Genomic DNA, 15,654 nt, shown 5'->3' with positions numbered 1-15,654 from the left:
CCTCGGGGCGGTGACCGTTCCGCCTCGGAGCCGAGACTACGTCGGCCCCAGCGGGCGACCGCCGGCCCGAGACGGCGGGAATACCTTTGTGTTACCGGAGTGAATTGTTCGGTGATGGCCGGAAGCAAGTCGGTCGTGATCGCCGCGCTGATCGCCAACGGCGCCATCGCGGTGCTGAAGTTCCTGGGCTTTCTCGTGACCGGGAGTCCCGCGATGCTCTCCGAGGTGTACCACTCCATCTCGGACACCGGCAATCAGGTGTTCCTGCTCATTGGGCTGCGGTACGGCGAACGAGAGGCGACACGCTCGCACCCGTTCGGCTACGGGAAAGCGCAGTTCTTCTACTCGTTTCTCGTGAGCGTGATGCTGTTCGGCATCGCGGGGTGGGAGTCCGCGAAACACGGCTACAACGCGCTCACGCACCACGGCGGCGCGGTAACGACGACGGTGTCGCGGTTCGGGTTCACGTTCCCCGGCGTCTGGGTGAACTACGCCGTACTACTCAGTGCGGTTGCCTTCGAATCCTACGCGTTCACGAAGGCCTACAAGGAGATGCAGAGCCAGATCAAGGAGAACGACTGGAGCGGGTTGCGAGAAGCGTTCCGGCGTACGAGCGACACCACGACGCTCACGGCGCTCACCGAGGACACGGTCGCGCTGGCAGGGCTGGTGCTCGCGCTCGTCGGCATCTTCCTCACCCAGCAAACCGGCAACCCGGTGTACGACGCGGCGGCCGCGCTCCTCATCGGCCTGCTGTTGATGGTGTTCGCGGTAGCGCTCGCGCTGGAGAACAAGCGCCTCCTGCTCGGCGAGAGCATCTCGAAGACCGACGAGAACCAGTTGCGGGAAGTCGTCCGCAACTGGGAGGGCGTCGACTCGCTCGTCGAGTTCCGCTCCGTCTACTTCGGACCGAGGCAAGTGCTCGTAACGGCCGACGTGGAGTTCGAGCAGGACCTCGAGACCGAGGAACTGGAGGGGAAGATCGCCGACATCGTCGCCGCGTTGAAGGAGACGAACTCGGACGTCAAGAAGGCGTACGTCGAACCCCAGAACGGCCCGGCGGGCGACGGTGAGTCGTCGGCGTCGGGCAGCGGCGGCCCGTCGCCGTCAGGCGGCGATGGCCCGCCGTCAGGTGGGGGCGCGTAGGCCCAGATTTTTACGGCGTGGCGACCAACTGCCGCCCATCGTGGCAGCGAGCGACTCCCCCGACTATCTTCGGTTCTTCCCGAAGCCCTCGCCGTACGACAACCAGCGAGAGGCGATGGACGAGATCCGGGACGCCCTCGATACCGGCACCGACGTGCTGTTCGAGGGCGCCTGCGGGACGGGGAAGACGCTCGCGGCACTCGCGCCCGCGCTCGACCACGCCCGCGAGACGAACAAGACGGTGGTCATCACGACGAACGTCCACCAGCAGATGCGCCAGTTCGTCCGCGAGGCCCGCGAGATACACGACGGCGAGCCGATACGCGCGGTCGTGTTCAAGGGGAAGGGGTCGATGTGCCACATCGACGTGGACTACGAGGAGTGCCAGGTGCTCCGGGACAACACCCGGGAACTCGTGGACGTCGAGCGCGACAAGCGCGAACTCGAAGAACGCCAGGAGGCGCTCTTAGAAGAGGCACAGGACGGCGACGACGAAGCAGTGGAAGCCCGGCAGGCGGTGATGGACGAACTCGAGGCGGTGGAAGCGGACCTCGAGGACCTTCAGGAGGGGAACGTCTGCGAGCGCTACTACGAGAACCTCGCAGGCGACAACGACGATTTCTACCAGTGGCTGTACGACGGCGTGCGGACGCCCGAGGACATCTACGACTACGCCCACGAGCGGAACCTGTGTGGCTACGAACTCCTGAAGGAAGGTATCGAGGGCGTCGACCTCGCGGTGTGTAACTATCACCACCTGCTCGACCCCGGCATCCGGGCGCAGTTCTTCCGGTGGTTGGGCCGCGACCCGGAGGACGTCGTCGTGGTGTTCGACGAGGCGCACAACGTCGAGGACGCGGCCCGCGACCACGCCTCGAAGGAGCTCACGGAGAACACGCTGGACAGCGCGCTCGCGGAACTGGAGGACGTGGACGACGACCGAGCGGGCGCCGCGGAGAACGTCGTCTCCGCGTTCCGGGACGCGCTCACCGAGACGTACGAGGACGCGTTCGGCTTCGGCGGGAGCGGCCCGCCGCGGGCGAAGTCCGAGGTCGGGTCGAACTGGGAGGACGTGCCGGTAGCCAACGACGACCGGCGCGACGACCTCACGCTGGCGTTCCTCCAGGCGTACACGGGGCCGGGCATCGACCCCGACCTGGACGACGCGCTCGCGCTCGGCGAGCACCTGGACGAGGAGTACGACGAGGCGTACCGGAACGGCGAGACGACGACGCGCCAGGAGTGCCACGTCCTCCAGGCCGCCGAGTTCGTGGAAGGGTACGTGAACGAGAGCGGCGAGCTCGGCCAGTATCCGACCGCGGCGGTGCGCCGTGACGAGGGCACCGAGGAGGTGTACGGTCGCGCCGAGTTGTACACCTGCATCCCCCGCGAGGTGACGACCGAACTGTTCGACTCGGTGCACGCGAGCGTGCTGATGTCCGCGACGCTCCGGCCGTTCGACGTGGTCAGCGACGTGCTCGGTCTGGACGACCCGGTGACGATGGCGTACGGCCTGCAGTTCCCCGAGGAGAACCGGCGCACGTTCGCGGTGGACACGGAACCGCTGTTCTCGTCGAACCGGAGCGACGAGGCCGTCCAGCAGGAGGTCGCCGGGGCGCTCCGGGACGCCGTCGAGTTCACGCCCGGGAACTGCTTGTTTTTCTTCCCGAGTTACTCGGAGGCCGAACGCTACCACGCGTTGCTCGACGACGTCGGGGCGACGCGCTACCTCGACGAACCCGGGGAGGCCGCCGAGGACCTCCGGCAGGAGTTCACCGCCGACGAGAACGGCGTGCTGTTCACGTCGCTGTGGGGGACGCTCGCGGAGGGCGTGAGCTTCGACGGTGACGACGCGCGCACGGTGGCCGTCGTCGGCGTGCCGTACCCACATCTCGACGCGCGAGCGGAGGCCGTCCAGGACGCGTACGCCCGGGCGTTCGGCGACCGGGAGGGCGACCGCGGCGGCGGCCGAGGGGCGCGGGACGGCAACGACGCAGGGTGGCGGTACGCCGTGGAGATTCCGACCGTGCGCAAGACCCGGCAGGCCATCGGGCGCGTGCTCCGGTCGCCCGAGGACTTCGGTGTGCGGATGCTGGTCGACCGCCGGTACACGAAACAGAGCCGCCAGGAGATGCGCAAGTTCAGCGTGAATCCGACGTTCCCGCCGGAGGAGCGCAGCGAACTCGTGGACATCGACCCGAAGAAACTGCGGTTCGCGACGCTGAACTTCTACACCGACCAGGACGCCTACGACGGCGACCCGCCACAGCCCTGAGTGGGGCGTGTGCCGTTCGGACTACGCCGGGAGCGAGATGGCGTCGACTGGTTCGTAGTGGTTCGCGTCGTACAACTCGAGTTCGGTGACCGTCCACGTCACGGGGTCGACGTCGCGCTCGAGGAGGTCGGCGATGGCGCGGCGGCCGCGGAGGCCGTCGGCGCCCCGGCCGAGGGTGACGTGGGGATCGTAGTCGTCACCGCCTTCGAGTTGCTCTACGGGGTCGAACACCGAGCAGAGTCGCGCGTGGACGTCGTGGATGCCGGGGCTCTCGACGGCGAGGTAGGCGACAGGGCTGCTGGTGCCGGCGGGCGGGTCGTCGAACGTGTCGATGCCCGCAATGCGGGCTTCGAACGCCGGCGCGCCCTCGAGTGCGCGCTTGGCGGTCCGCCAGTCGTCGCGGAGTTCGCGGCGGTTCTCGGCGGGCACGCGCTTGACGAGGAGCGTGCGCTGACCGCGCTCTCGCACCCGGTCGAACCCCGTGAGCGCGGGCCGCAGGTCGTCTGCGACGTCGTGGACGGCCGGCGGCACCGGGACGTTCACGCTGTACACGCCCCGTGTTCGGGGCGCGAGCGCCAAATCAGATGCGGTCGAGCAGCCAGAGAACGAGCAGTGCGAGCACGACGAGTCCGACGACTGGCGTCGCGAGGTGCAGGATGCCGGCGAGCGTGCCGACGATGGCCTCCAGCACCTCGAGTGCGAGCCAGATGATGACCAGAACGAGGACGATCTTGAGCAGGTCGTCGACGTCTAGGTTGCCTCGTGACATGGTCGGTCGTAGCCACACCACCGACATGAGCGTTCGGGCCGCTCGTGACAATCCTCGGGCGATGAGCAACTCTTAAGGCGTCGTGGGAGGGTTGTGGTAGTAACGATGCAGTCGCTCGCGCTCGCCGTGGGTTCGCCGTCCACCAGCGCAGCGGCTCTCCTCCGAACGCCGCGACGACCGGGGTCCGCCTAGACCCCACACTACCTACTCCCTCGTTTTCGGTCGGCTGTGTCGGCTTTCAAGCGTCGCGGCAATCACAACACATGACAGGAGGAACCGTCGCGCTCGCCTTCTCGGGCGGGCTCGACACGACAGTCTGCGTACCGCTGCTGAAAGAAGAGTACGGCTACGACGACGTCGTCGGTGTCACGGTCGACGTCGGCCAGCCAGAGGCCGAGTTCGCCGACGCCCACGAGACGGCGGCCGCGCTCGGCGTCGAGCATTACGTCGTGGACGCGAAGGCGGAGTTCGCGGAGCGCTGCTTCGACGCGGTGCAGGCGAACGCGACGTACCAGGGCTACCCCCTGGGGACCGCGCTCGCGCGCCCCGTAATCGCGGAGGCGATTCTGGAGGTCGCCGAGGAACAGGGCTGTGCGGCGCTCGCACACGGCTGCACCGGGAAGGGCAACGACCAGTTGCGCTTCGAGGCGGTGTGGCGCGCGAGCGACCTCGACGTGCTCGCACCCGTTCGCGAACTCGGGCTGACCCGTGAGTGGGAGATCGAGTACGCCGCGGAGAAGGGACTCCCCGTCGAGGCGGGCAACGACGGCGAGTGGAGCATCGACACGAACCTCTGGAGTCGCTCCGTGGAGGGCGGCGACCTGGAGGACCCCGGCTACCAGCCGAGTGAGGACATCTACGACTGGACCGACGCCCCGTCGGGGGAGACCGAAACCGTCGACGTCGGTTTCGAACAGGGCGTTCCCGTCTCCGTCGACGGCGAGGAGATGGAGCCGGTCCACCTCGTCGAGTACCTGAACGACCTCGCCGGGAGCTACGGCGTGGGGCGCACCGACCTGATGGAAGACCGCATGCTCGGGCTGAAGGTGCGCGAGAACTACGAGCACCCCGCGGCGACGACGCTGCTCGCGGCCCACGAGGCCCTCGAAGGGCTCGTCCTGACGAAGGACGAACGCGACTTCAAACAGCAGGTTGACCAGCAGTGGGCCCAGAAGGCCTACGAGGGACTCGCCGACCACCCGCTCGTCGCGGCCCTCGACTCGTTCGTCGAGGAGACCCAGCAGACGGTGACGGGGACGGTGACAGTGAAGTTCGAGGGCGGACAGGCCCGCCCCGTGGCCCGCGAGAGCGAGCACGCCGTCTACTCCGCCGACGCCGCATCCTTCGACACGGAGACGGTGGCGGGCATCGAGCAGGAGGACGCGACGGGCGTGGCGAAGTACCACGGCTTCCAGTCGCGTCTCGCGAACGCCTCGAAGCCCGAACTCGCGCCCGACGGCGGGAACACGACCACCGTCGACGCCGTAGACGCGGGCAGCGACGGCGCTACTGAGACGAGCACGGAGGAGGACGCGGAATGAGCGGAGAGGACGACGGCACGGTGGTTCGCCGCGAGCGCTTCAGCGGCGGCCCCGCGCGGTCGTTCCTCTCCTCGATGAGCGACGACGAGCGCATCTTCGCAGCGGACCTCGCGGTCGACCGCGCGCACGTCGTGATGCTCGCGGAGCAGGGCGTCGTGGGCGGCGACGACACCGGCACCATCCTCGGCGCGCTGGACGACGTCGAGGCGGCTGGCTTCGACGCGCTGCCCGACGGCGAGGACGTCCACGAGGCCATCGAGACGGCCGTCGTGGAGCGCGTGGGACGGGTCGGTGGCAAGATGCACACGGCGCGCTCTCGCAACGACGAGGTGGCGACCTGTATCCGGTACCGCCTGCGCGAGGACCTGCTTTCGGCCCTCGACTCGGTGCGTTCGCTGCGCGAGGCGCTGGCCGACGTCGCCGCCGCGGAGGCGGAGACGGTGATGCCCGGATACACGCACCTCCAGCCCGCACAACCCACGACCGTCGCGCACTGGGCGCTCTCCTACGAGGGGACGCTCGCGCGCGACGCCGACCGGTTGCTCGACGCGTACGACCGCGCGAACGAGTCGCCGCTCGGCGCGGCCGCGTTCGGGGGCACGACGTTCGACGTCGACCGCGAGCGCACGGCCGAACTGCTCGGCTTCGACGACGTGGTGACGAACTCGATGGACGCGGCGGCGAGCCGCGACTTCCTGCTGGAGGCGGTTGCAGCGCTGTCCTCGGTCGCCGTGACGTGTTCGGGGCTGGCCGAGGACCTCGTGGTGTTCGCCAACCGCGGGTTCGTCGACCTCGCGGACGACTACTCGTCGACGTCCTCCATCATGCCCCAGAAGAAGAACCCCGACACGCTGGAGCTGGTGCGCGCGACGGCGGGCGACGCGCTCGGCGCGTACCAGGGGCTAGCGACGACGCTGAAGGGGCTTCCACGCGCCTACAACCGCGACCTGCAGCGCGCGACGCCCCACGCGTGGCACGCTGCGGACGCGGTGACGGACGCGGCAGCGGTGGCCGCGGGCGCCGTGGCGACCGCAGACTGGCCCGCCGAGGCGCTCGAGTCGGCGGCCGGTGAAGGGTTCGCCACGGCGACGGGCGTGGCCGACGCGCTCGCCGCTGCGGGCCTGCCGTTCCGCACGGCGCACGAGATCGTTTCTCTCGCTTCGGAGCGCAGCGACACCACGGATGGAGGAGCGGACCTCGGCGCGGTGGACGCCGCCGCCCGTGACGTCACTGGCGAGTCGCTGGCGGACCTCGCAGACCCCGAGGTAGTGGCGGCCGCGCTCGACCCGGTCGAGAGCGCCGCGCAACGCGACTCCCTGGGCGGCCCAGCGCCCGACGCGGTCGGTGACGCGCTCGTTGCCGTGCTCGACGGTATCGACGCCGACGAGAACGCCGTCGCGGCACGCCGCGAGACGCTGTCCGAGGCGGCGGACAAACTGGAGACGGAGGTGGTGTCGTATGTCTGAGAGCGCCACCGTTCGTCCGTTCGGGGCAGTCACTGGGTGCGCTGGAACCGCCGACTGTCTCGCTCCGACCCGACCGCCGCGACCGCCCCTCCCAGGGCAAATAGACAATTCTCTTACCATGGAAACGGTTTCGGTGTTCGTTCGTTTTGGGCGTCTCCGTCCCGTTAGCCCCGCCCATAGTTAGTTTAACTTCTTTGACAGGTTCGGTTAGCTTAAGTGGTGTGACTCTGTAGCTGGAGGTGTAATGACCACGTGTACCGAATGTGGGGCCGACGTGACGCTCCACGACGACGCGGAAGTTGGCGAAATCGTCGACTGTGCGACCTGTGGGACCGAACTGGAAGTCACGGACGTCTCACCCCCAGTTCTCGCGCGAGCCCCCGAACTCGCGGAGGACTGGGGGGAGTAAGTTGCAGGTGGGCATCCTCTACTCGCGCATCCGGAAGGACGAGAAGCTCCTCCTGGACGAACTGCGCGAGCGCGGCCACGACGTGACGAAAGTGGACGTGCGCGACCACGGCTTCGGGCTCGACGACACCGACGCGCCACTCGCGGACTGCGACGTCGTCGTCGACCGCTGTCTGGCCACGAGCAGGAGCGTCTACCTCACGCGCTTCTGCGAGTCGTACGACATCCGCGGGAGCGAAGTGACCGCGGGCTCGTCGGACGAGCGAAGCGAGTCCGGCGGTGTTCCCGTGGTGAACAGCGCCGAGACGGCCGCGGTCTGTGCGGACAAGGCGAAGACGAGCCTCGCGCTCGCTGACGCCGGCGTCCCCACGCCGGACACCACCGTCGCGTTCACCACCGACAGCGCGCTCGACGCCATCGAGTCCTACGGCTACCCCTGCGTCCTGAAGCCAGTCGTCGGCTCCTGGGGCCGCCTCATGGCGAAAATCGAGTCGAAGAGCGCCGCCGAAGCCATTCTGGAGCACAAGGCGACGCTCGGCCACTACGAGCACAGCGTCTTCTACGTCCAGGAGTTCGTCCCGAAACCCGACCGCGACATCCGCGTGGTCGCCGTCGACGGCGAACCCGTCGCGGCGATGACGCGCTCGGGCGACCACTGGCTCACGAACGCCGCGAAGGGCAGCGAGACGGCGGCGTTCGGGATCGACGACGAGGTGGCCGACCTCGTCGCGGCGGCGAGTGACGCCGTTGGCGGCGGGCTACTCGGCATCGACCTGATGGAGACGGGAGACGGGTACACCGTCCACGAGGTCAACCACACGGTCGAGTTCAAGGCACTCGACGAGGCGACCGACGTGGACGTCCCAGCGGCAGTCGCCGACTGGCTGGAGACGAAGGCAGCCACGCAGGTGGAGGTGACCGCCTGATGGCGGCCACCGGAAGCGAGAACGAGAGCGACGCGAACGGCGTGGCCACCACCGCGGCAGTCGTCGGCGCGAGCGGGTTCGCGGGCGGCGAACTCCTGCGCCTGCTCGCAGGCCACCCCGAGTTCGACGTGACGCAGGCGACCAGTCGCGAGTACGCGAACAAGACGGTCGGCAGCGTCCACCCAAACCTCCGGGGACAGAACCTCCGGTTCACGGAACCGACGGACCTCGAGTCCGTGGACGTGCTGTTCGCGGCGGCGCCCCACGGCGTCGCGATGGAACACGTCGACGAGTGGCGGGACATCGCGGACACCGTCGTCGACCTGAGCGCGGACTTCCGCCTCCAGACCGAAGCGCAGTACGAGGAGTGGTACGACGGGCACAGCGCACCTGAACACCTCGAAGGCTCGGTGTACGCGCTTCCCGAAGTGTCGCGGGAGAAGCTCCCGGGGGCGAATCTCCTCGCCGGCGGTGGCTGTAACGCCACCGCGACGATTCTCGGCCTGCTGCCGCTGTACGAGGCCGGTCTGCTGGACGACGCCGAGATCGTTGTCGACGTGAAGGTCGGCTCCTCGGAAGGCGGGACCGGCGGCGGCCCCGCCGCGTCCCACGCCGAGCGCTCGGGCGTCGTCCGCCCGTACGCGGCGACCGGCCACCGCCACGAGGCCGAAATCGAGCAGTTGTTCGGCCGCTCCGTGTCGTTCACGGCCCACGCCGTCGACATGGTTCGGGGCGCGAGCGCGACCAGCCACGTCCTCTTCGAGGAGACGCCCTCGAAGGCCGACCTCTGGAGCGCGTACCGTGAGGCGTACGACGACGAACCGTTCGTGCGCACGGTCGCGGGCGGGGGCGGCGTCTACCGCTACCCCGAGCCGAAAGCGGTCGCGGGCACGAACCACGCGGAAGTCGGCTTCGAACTGGACGAGGCGAACGGCCGCGTCGTCACCTTCAGCGCCATCGACAACGTGACGAAGGGGTCGGCAGGACAGGCCGTCCACGCGGCGAACGTCGCGCTCGGCTTCGAGGAGACCGCCGGCCTCGAGTTCGCGGGGCTCCACCCCGTGGGGGCGCCATGAGTTCGCAGAGCGAACTCGAACGTCGCTTGCTCGCTCCGCTCGCGAGCGACGGTTCGACTACCGCGAGACGGTCGCGCGGAGCGCGCTGCGACTCGCGTAGTCACCCTCACCACGCGGGGTGGTTCGCGTGACGGTCGTGGTCAAAATCGGCGGCGCGCGCGCCGTCGACCCGCAGGGCGCGGTGACCGACGTCGCGCACCTCACCGTCAACGACGAAGACGTGGTGGTCGTGCACGGCGGTTCGACGGCAGTCGACGACGCGCTCGACGACTACGGGAAGGAACCGGAGTACGTCGAGTCGCCCTCGGGCATGACCGGCCGGTTCACCGACGAGGAGACGATGGACGTGTTCACGATGGCGATGGGGAAGGTGAACACCGACCTCGTCGCGGCGTTCGAGAACGCTGGCGTCCCCGCCGTCGGCCTCAACGGCATCGACGGCGGACTGCTCACTGGACCGCGCAAGTCCGCGGTGAAGGTCGTCGAGGACGGCACGAAGAAGATCCGTCGCGGCGACCACTCCGGGAAGATCGAGTCCGTGAACACGGACCTCCTCCAGACCCAACTCGACGCGGGCTACGTCCCGGTCGTGTCGGTGCCGATGCTCGCGGAAGACGGGGTGGCGGTGAACGCGGACGCGGACCGCGCGGCCGCCGCCGTCGCCGGCGCACTCGACGCGACGCTCGTCGTGTTGACGGACGTCGACGGCGTCTTCGAGAACCCCAACGACCCGGAGTCGGTCATCGAGGAGGTGGTGACGCCCGACGACCTCGCGGCCGCCGAAGACGCCGCGGAGGGATTCATGTCGAAGAAGGTGCTCGCCGCCACGGAAGCCCTGAAGGGCGGCGCAGCGGGCGTCGTCGTCGCGGACGCGAACAGCCGTGACCCGGTCGTCCGGGCGCTCGCCGGCGCTGGCACGCGCTTCGACCCGGAGGCAATATGAACGGAGCCGTCAGCGACGCGGTGGTGGCTGGCACCGTCGGCGGCGTGGAGGCAGCATGAGCGGATTCGTCTTCGGTGAGAAACCGATTGAGATCGAGTCGGGAGACGGCGTCCACCTGTACGATTCGGGCGGGAGCGAGTACCTCGACTTCGGGGCGTCGTACGCGTGCGCCCCGGTCGGCCACTCCCACCCCGACGTGGTTTCGGCCGTCGAACAGCAGGCCAGCGACCTGCTGTTCGTGCAGGGCTCGTACCCCACCGAGACGCGGACGGCGCTGTACGACCGCCTCGCAGCGCTCGCGCCGGGTGCGCTCTCGAACGTCTGGCTCTGTAACTCCGGCACGGAGGCCAACGAGGCGGCGCTGAAGTTCGCGCGCCACGCCACCGACCGGGAGACGGTGGTGGCGACCAAGCGCGCGTTCCACGGGCGCACGCTCGGGTCGCTCGCGGCCACCTGGAAGCAGAAGTACCGCGACGGCTTCGCGGTGCCCGACAACGTGGAGTTCGTGGACTACGGCGACGCGGACGCGCTCGCGGACGCCGTGGACGAGGACACCGCCGCCGTGCTGCTCGAGCCAGTGCAGGGCGAGGGCGGCGTCCGCCCCGCACCGGACGGCTACCTGGCCGCGGCCCGCGAGGCCTGCGACGAGACGGGCGCGGCGCTCGTGCTCGACGAGATCCAGACGGGACTCGGCCGCACCGGAGCGCTGTGGGCGTGCGAGCGCGCCGGCGTCGAACCCGACGTGCTCACCGTCGCGAAGGGACTTGGCAGCGGTCTCCCCATTGGCGCGACGGTGTGCGCGGACTGGATTGCCGACGACGCGGGCGACCACGGGTCGACGTTCTCCGGCGGTCCCGTTCCGTGTGCGGCGGCGCTCGCCACGCTCGACGTGCTCGAACGCGAGAGCCTGGCGACCCACGCTGGAGACCTCGGCGGCTACCTCCAGTCCGAACTGTCCGAACTGCCGGTTCGCGACGTTCGCGGCGCCGGGTTGCTAGTCGGGGTCGAGGTGAAACGGGGGGCGATGCGCGCGCTCCGCGCGCTCGCGATGGACCACCAGTTGCTCGCGCTCCCGGCGGGGCGAACGACCCTCAGGTTCCTCCCCCCGCTGTCGATTACGGAGGCTGACATTGACCGCGCCGTCGGGGCGCTGGAGGGGGTGCTGTGACCCCCCGAGAGCTGCTGTGGGAACTCGTCTCCACCCCCTCCGTTTCGGGTGGAGAGAGCGACGCTGCCGGCGTTCTCGTCGACTACTTCGAGGACGCAGGCCGCAACGCGTGGCTCGACGACGCGGGGAACGTTCGCGCCCCCGGCGACGACGGCGTGTTGCTCACGAGCCACATCGACACCGTCCCCGGCCACATCGACGTGCGCGAGGAGAGAGCGACGTCGGAGACACCGCAGGGAGACGGCGAAACCGTCGTACGCGAACTGTGGGGGCGCGGGAGCGTCGACGCCACCGGCCCGCTCGCCGCGATGGCGGCCGCGAGCGTGGCGACGGGCGCGTCGTTCGCGGGCGTCGTGGAAGAGGAGACGACCTCGTCCGGCGCGCGCCACCTCGTCGAGGACCGCACCGAACCCGACGCCGTGGTGAACGGCGAACCCTCCGGCTGGGACGCCGTGACGCTCGGCTACCGCGGGTTCCTCACGGGCACCTACACCGTCGCCACCGAGAGCGCGCACTCCTCGCGCCCGGACCCGAACGCCGTCCAGCACGCCGTCGCGTGGACGGAGCGCGTGCAATCGGCCTTCGACGACGATGACCCCGTCTTCGAGTCGGTGACGGTGAAACCCGTCGACTTCGACGGCGGCCTCGCTGAAGACGGCCGCAGCGTCACGGCGACCGTCGAGACGCAGTTCCGCCTGCCGCCCGGCACTACCGCGAGCGACGTGCGGGCGGCCGTCGCGGACTGCACGGAGGTCGGCGCGGTGGCGTGGAGCGACGACTCGGTTCCGCCCGTGATGGTGAGCCCGCGGACAACCGTCGCGGGCGCGCTCCGGGCCGGCATCCGTGACGCGGGCGGCGACCCGGCGCACCTCCGGAAAACCGGGACGAGCGACGCGAACCTCTACGCCGCCGCGTGGGACTGCCCGGTGGCGACGTACGGCCCGGGCGACTCGGCGCTCGACCACGCGCCCGACGAACGCATCGACCTCGCCGACTTCGACCGCGGCGTGGACGTACTGACGACGACAGCACAACGGCTATGCACTTCCTGAAAATCGACGACCTCACACCGGACGAACTCGCGAGCGTGCTCGACGACGCGGCCGCGCTGAAGCGCGCGCAGGCCGACGGCATCCCCCACGAGGCGCTCGGCGGCCGAACCCTCGCAATGCTGTTCGAGAAGCCGTCGACGCGAACGCGAGTGAGCTTCGAGGTCGGAATGACGCAACTCGGCGGCCACGCCGTCTTCCTCAGCGCCGACGACATCCAACTCGGCCGCGGCGAACCGGTCGCGGACACCGCGCGCGTGCTCGGCCGGTACGCCGACGCCGTGATGGCGCGGGTCTCCGACCACGGCGACCTGGAGACGCTCGCCGCGCACTCCGCGAGCCCAGTCGTCAACGGCCTCTCGGACAGCCATCACCCCGCGCAGACGCTCGCCGACCTGCTGACGCTCCGCGAGGTAGTCGGGGAGACGGGAACGGTCGCGTGGGTCGGCGACGGCAACAACGTCGGCGCCTCGTTCCTCGTCGGTGCGGCGATGGCCGGCTACGACGTGCGCGCCGCGACACCGCCGGAGTACGGCTTCGACGACGACGTGCTCGCCCGCGCTCGCGAGTTCGGTTCCGTGTCGGTCGGCACCGACCCCGAGGCGGCGACCGCCGGTGCGGACGTCGTGTACACGGACGTCTGGGTGAGCATGGGCGACGAGACCGAACGCGAGGAGCGCCTCTCCGCCTTCGAGGGGTTCCAGGTCGACCAGGAACTCCTCGGAGACGCGCAGTTCATGCACTGCTTGCCCGTTCACCGCGGCGAGGAGGTGACAGCTGACGTCGTCGACGGCCCGCAGTCGGTCTCGTGGGAGCAAGCGGAAAACCGCCTGCACGCACAGAAGGCGCTGCTCGTCGCGCTGCTCACGCAGACGAGTCACAGTTCTTCGTTCGCAGAAGCACAGAGAACGTGAGCGCGCTCGCTACCGGAGGTAGGGAAACGTTCCGCCGAGTACGAACCCGTACGTGAGGTAGACGACGAACCCCGCCGCCGTGAGGAAGGGGAACGCGAGTTCCGCGCCGCCGACGACCTCGAGCCACGCGGGTATCGCGAGCGCCATCACGACGACCCAGAGCACGACGCCGTAGGCCGCCCCGAGGGACGCGACCACCGAGGGGTTGTCGAGGTAGCGCTCGAGGGCCGGCACCTCGGTCATCAGGGCGGCGAAGACGACGCCGAAGACGGCCGCGATGGACATCTGGACGAACCACCCGACGATGCCGCCGTCGAGTCCGACCACGGCGGCGATCGCGTTCTCGAGGACGTCCGCCATCGTGAACGTCATGACGACGGCCATCGCGATGCCGCCGAGTATCCCGGCGGCGACGCCGGCGCGCCAGGCACTCCCTCGAATCCCTCGCCGCCTGCGCGCCTCGGTCTCCGTCTGGGTTTCGGCCATGGTGGATGCCTCTGCCGGAGGGACGGCGCACACGACAAAAGACGTACTTACGGAAAGCCGACGTTACGCTCCCCGAACACCAGGCTTACCGGGCGACCGAATCGTCGCGGTGATCGAACGGTCGGTGGGGCCGTCCTCTGCTGTGACGCCGGCGAGGCACAGGCTTGTTCGGGTCGCAAGTACGGCAGGGACCAGCCACTTCTTGTACGAGCGTCCCGCACCACCGACAATGACAGACCTGCGCCTGGGCGGGGACGCGCCCGCGTGCGCCGACGACGGGACGTGGCTGGCGTGCGTCGAGTGCGGCGCGACGCTCGCGCCCTTCGACGGCATCGTCTACCGGTGCTCGGAGTGTGGCGGACTGCTGGAGGCGAGATACGCCGACTATCCGACGTTCGAGAAGTTCTCGGGCGAGGGCGTGTGGCGCTACCGCGCGGCGCTCCCGTTCGACGCCGGCGTCTCGATTCGGGAGGGGAACACGCCGCTGTACGAGGTGCCCGGCATCGAGACCGAGGCGGGCGTCGCGGACCTCCACGTGAAACACGAGGGCGCGAACCCGACGGGGAGTTTCAAGGACCGCGGGATGACCGTCGGCGTGCGCGTCGCCGAGGAACTCGGCGTCGACCGCCTCGCCTGTGCTTCCACCGGGAACACGAGCGCGGCGCTCGCGGCGTACGGCGCGCGAGCCGATACGCCCGTGCTCGTCCTGTTGCCCGCCGGGAAGGTGGCCGCGGGGAAGGTGGCCCAGGCGGCGCTCCACGGCGCGCGCATCTGCGAAGTGGACGGTAACTTCGACGACTGCCTCGACGTCGTCGCGGAGCTCGCGGACAGGGGGGAGGCGTACCTGCTGAACAGCCTCAACCCGTTCCGACTAGAGGGCCAGAAGACCATCGGCCTCGAAATCCTGGAGCAGTCCCGCGCTGCAACCGGCGAGTGGCCCGACCGGATCGTGCTCCCGGTCGGGAACGCGGGGAACACGGCGGCGCTGTACAAGTGCTTCCGAGAACTCGTCGCCGCGGGCGAGATGGACGAGAGCGAGATGCCGGCGCTCACGGGCGTGCAGGCCGAGGGCGCGGCGCCGATGGTCGAGGCCGTCGAGGCGGGCGCAGACGAGGTCGAGCGCTGGGACGACGTGGAGACGCGTGCGACCGCCATCCGCATCGGCAACCCCGTGAACGCGCCGAAGGCCCTGCCCGGCATCTACGACACGGGCGGCACGGCGGTCGCGGTCTCCGACGACGCCATCACCGACGCCCAGCGACTGCTCGCCGAGGACGGCGTCGGCGTCGAACCCGCCTCCGCCGCGTCGGTGGCGGGGCTGCTCGAACTCCGGGAACGCGGCGAGATCGGTTCCGGCGAGCGCGTCGTCTGTCTGACGACCGGTCACCTGCTGAAGGATCCGGACGCGGCGGCCGCGGCCGGTGGGAAGCCGGTCTCCGTCCCTGCCGACGCCGACGGCGTTCTGGACGCGATCCGGGACTGAGTCG

General features: G+C 69.6%; 15 protein-coding genes. 12 read left to right on the top strand and 3 right to left on the bottom strand.

The features are described from left to right. The first annotated feature begins 114 nt into the window (after positions 1–114). Together LT970_RS12710 and LT970_RS12705 are read left to right on the top strand one after the other, a co-directional pair. The gene (locus tag LT970_RS12710) at positions 115–1,146 is read left to right on the top strand and encodes a cation diffusion facilitator family transporter (protein ID WP_232686850.1); all 1,032 of its coding nucleotides are present in this window, start codon (positions 115–117) and stop codon (positions 1,144–1,146) included. Between the two features lie 40 nt (positions 1,147–1,186). After that, on the top strand, positions 1,187–3,421 hold the full coding sequence (locus LT970_RS12705) for an ATP-dependent DNA helicase (RefSeq protein WP_232686849.1): 2,235 nt from the start codon (positions 1,187–1,189) through the stop codon (positions 3,419–3,421). A 21-nt stretch (positions 3,422–3,442) separates the two neighbouring features. Here the strand turns inward: LT970_RS12705 and LT970_RS12700 are convergent, their stop codons facing one another. Together LT970_RS12700 and LT970_RS12695 are read right to left on the bottom strand one after the other, a co-directional pair. Then, positions 3,443–3,973: a 2'-5' RNA ligase family protein gene (locus tag LT970_RS12700; protein WP_232686848.1), complete on the bottom strand. Its 531-nt coding sequence runs from the start codon at positions 3,971–3,973 to the stop codon at positions 3,443–3,445. 28 nt (positions 3,974–4,001) lie between these two features. Beyond that, positions 4,002–4,190: a DUF7554 family protein gene (locus LT970_RS12695; protein WP_232686847.1), complete on the bottom strand. Its 189-nt coding sequence runs from the start codon at positions 4,188–4,190 to the stop codon at positions 4,002–4,004. Positions 4,191–4,453: 263 nt separating this feature from the next. On the opposite strand from LT970_RS12695, the gene LT970_RS12690 reads away from it, so the two are divergent. The 9 genes from LT970_RS12690 (at position 4,454) to argF (ending at position 13,681) form a co-directional block, all read left to right on the top strand. Further along, a complete protein-coding gene (locus LT970_RS12690; protein WP_232686846.1) occupies positions 4,454–5,731 on the top strand; it encodes an argininosuccinate synthase in 1,278 nt (425 codons plus the stop codon). After that, on the top strand, positions 5,728–7,197 hold the full coding sequence (gene argH, locus LT970_RS12685; protein ID WP_232686845.1) for an argininosuccinate lyase: 1,470 nt from the start codon (positions 5,728–5,730) through the stop codon (positions 7,195–7,197). Before LT970_RS12690 ends, argH begins: the two co-directional genes overlap by 4 nt. Before the next feature lie 244 nt (positions 7,198–7,441). Beyond that, positions 7,442–7,606 carry a lysine biosynthesis protein LysW gene (gene lysW, locus LT970_RS12680; protein ID WP_232686844.1) on the top strand — a complete coding sequence of 55 codons (165 nt, stop codon included), beginning with the start codon at positions 7,442–7,444 and terminating at the stop codon, positions 7,604–7,606. Between the two features lies 1 nt (position 7,607). Next, positions 7,608–8,531, top strand: a complete 924-nt coding sequence (locus tag LT970_RS12675) for a RimK family alpha-L-glutamate ligase (RefSeq protein ID WP_232686843.1) — start codon at positions 7,608–7,610, stop codon at positions 8,529–8,531. Continuing rightward, positions 8,531–9,607, top strand: a complete 1,077-nt coding sequence (gene argC, locus LT970_RS12670; RefSeq protein ID WP_232686842.1) for an N-acetyl-gamma-glutamyl-phosphate reductase — start codon at positions 8,531–8,533, stop codon at positions 9,605–9,607. Before LT970_RS12675 ends, argC begins: the two co-directional genes overlap by 1 nt. Before the next feature lie 118 nt (positions 9,608–9,725). Continuing rightward, positions 9,726–10,550 (top strand): acetylglutamate/acetylaminoadipate kinase, encoded by an 825-nt coding sequence (locus LT970_RS12665; protein WP_349292219.1) that lies wholly within the window; start codon positions 9,726–9,728, stop codon positions 10,548–10,550. A gap of 55 nt (positions 10,551–10,605) precedes the next feature. Then, complete coding sequence (locus LT970_RS12660) at positions 10,606–11,718, top strand: aspartate aminotransferase family protein (RefSeq protein ID WP_232686840.1); 1,113 nt, start codon at positions 10,606–10,608, stop codon at positions 11,716–11,718. After that, a complete protein-coding gene (locus LT970_RS12655; RefSeq protein ID WP_232686839.1) occupies positions 11,715–12,770 on the top strand; it encodes a [LysW]-lysine hydrolase in 1,056 nt (351 codons plus the stop codon). The genes LT970_RS12660 and LT970_RS12655 overlap by 4 nt, the downstream gene beginning before the upstream one ends. Next, positions 12,758–13,681, top strand: coding sequence for an ornithine carbamoyltransferase (argF, locus tag LT970_RS12650; RefSeq protein WP_232686838.1), 924 nt, complete (start codon positions 12,758–12,760; stop codon positions 13,679–13,681). The genes LT970_RS12655 and argF overlap by 13 nt, the downstream gene beginning before the upstream one ends. Positions 13,682–13,690: 9 nt before the next feature. Here argF and LT970_RS12645 read toward each other — a convergent pair whose 3' ends face one another. Beyond that, complete coding sequence (locus LT970_RS12645; RefSeq protein WP_232686837.1) at positions 13,691–14,167, bottom strand: histidine kinase; 477 nt, start codon at positions 14,165–14,167, stop codon at positions 13,691–13,693. Between the two features lie 229 nt (positions 14,168–14,396). Between LT970_RS12645 and thrC the strand changes: the two genes are divergently transcribed. After that, positions 14,397–15,650: a threonine synthase gene (thrC, locus tag LT970_RS12640; RefSeq protein ID WP_232686836.1), complete on the top strand. Its 1,254-nt coding sequence runs from the start codon at positions 14,397–14,399 to the stop codon at positions 15,648–15,650. The last annotated feature ends 4 nt before the right edge of the window (positions 15,651–15,654 follow it).

This window comes from Halobacterium zhouii (genome assembly GCF_021249405.1).
GTDB lineage: Archaea > Halobacteriota > Halobacteria > Halobacteriales > Halobacteriaceae > Halobacterium > Halobacterium zhouii.
The sequence above is the reverse complement of the archived record's forward strand: the minus strand, read 5'-3'. Positions and strand labels throughout refer to the sequence as shown.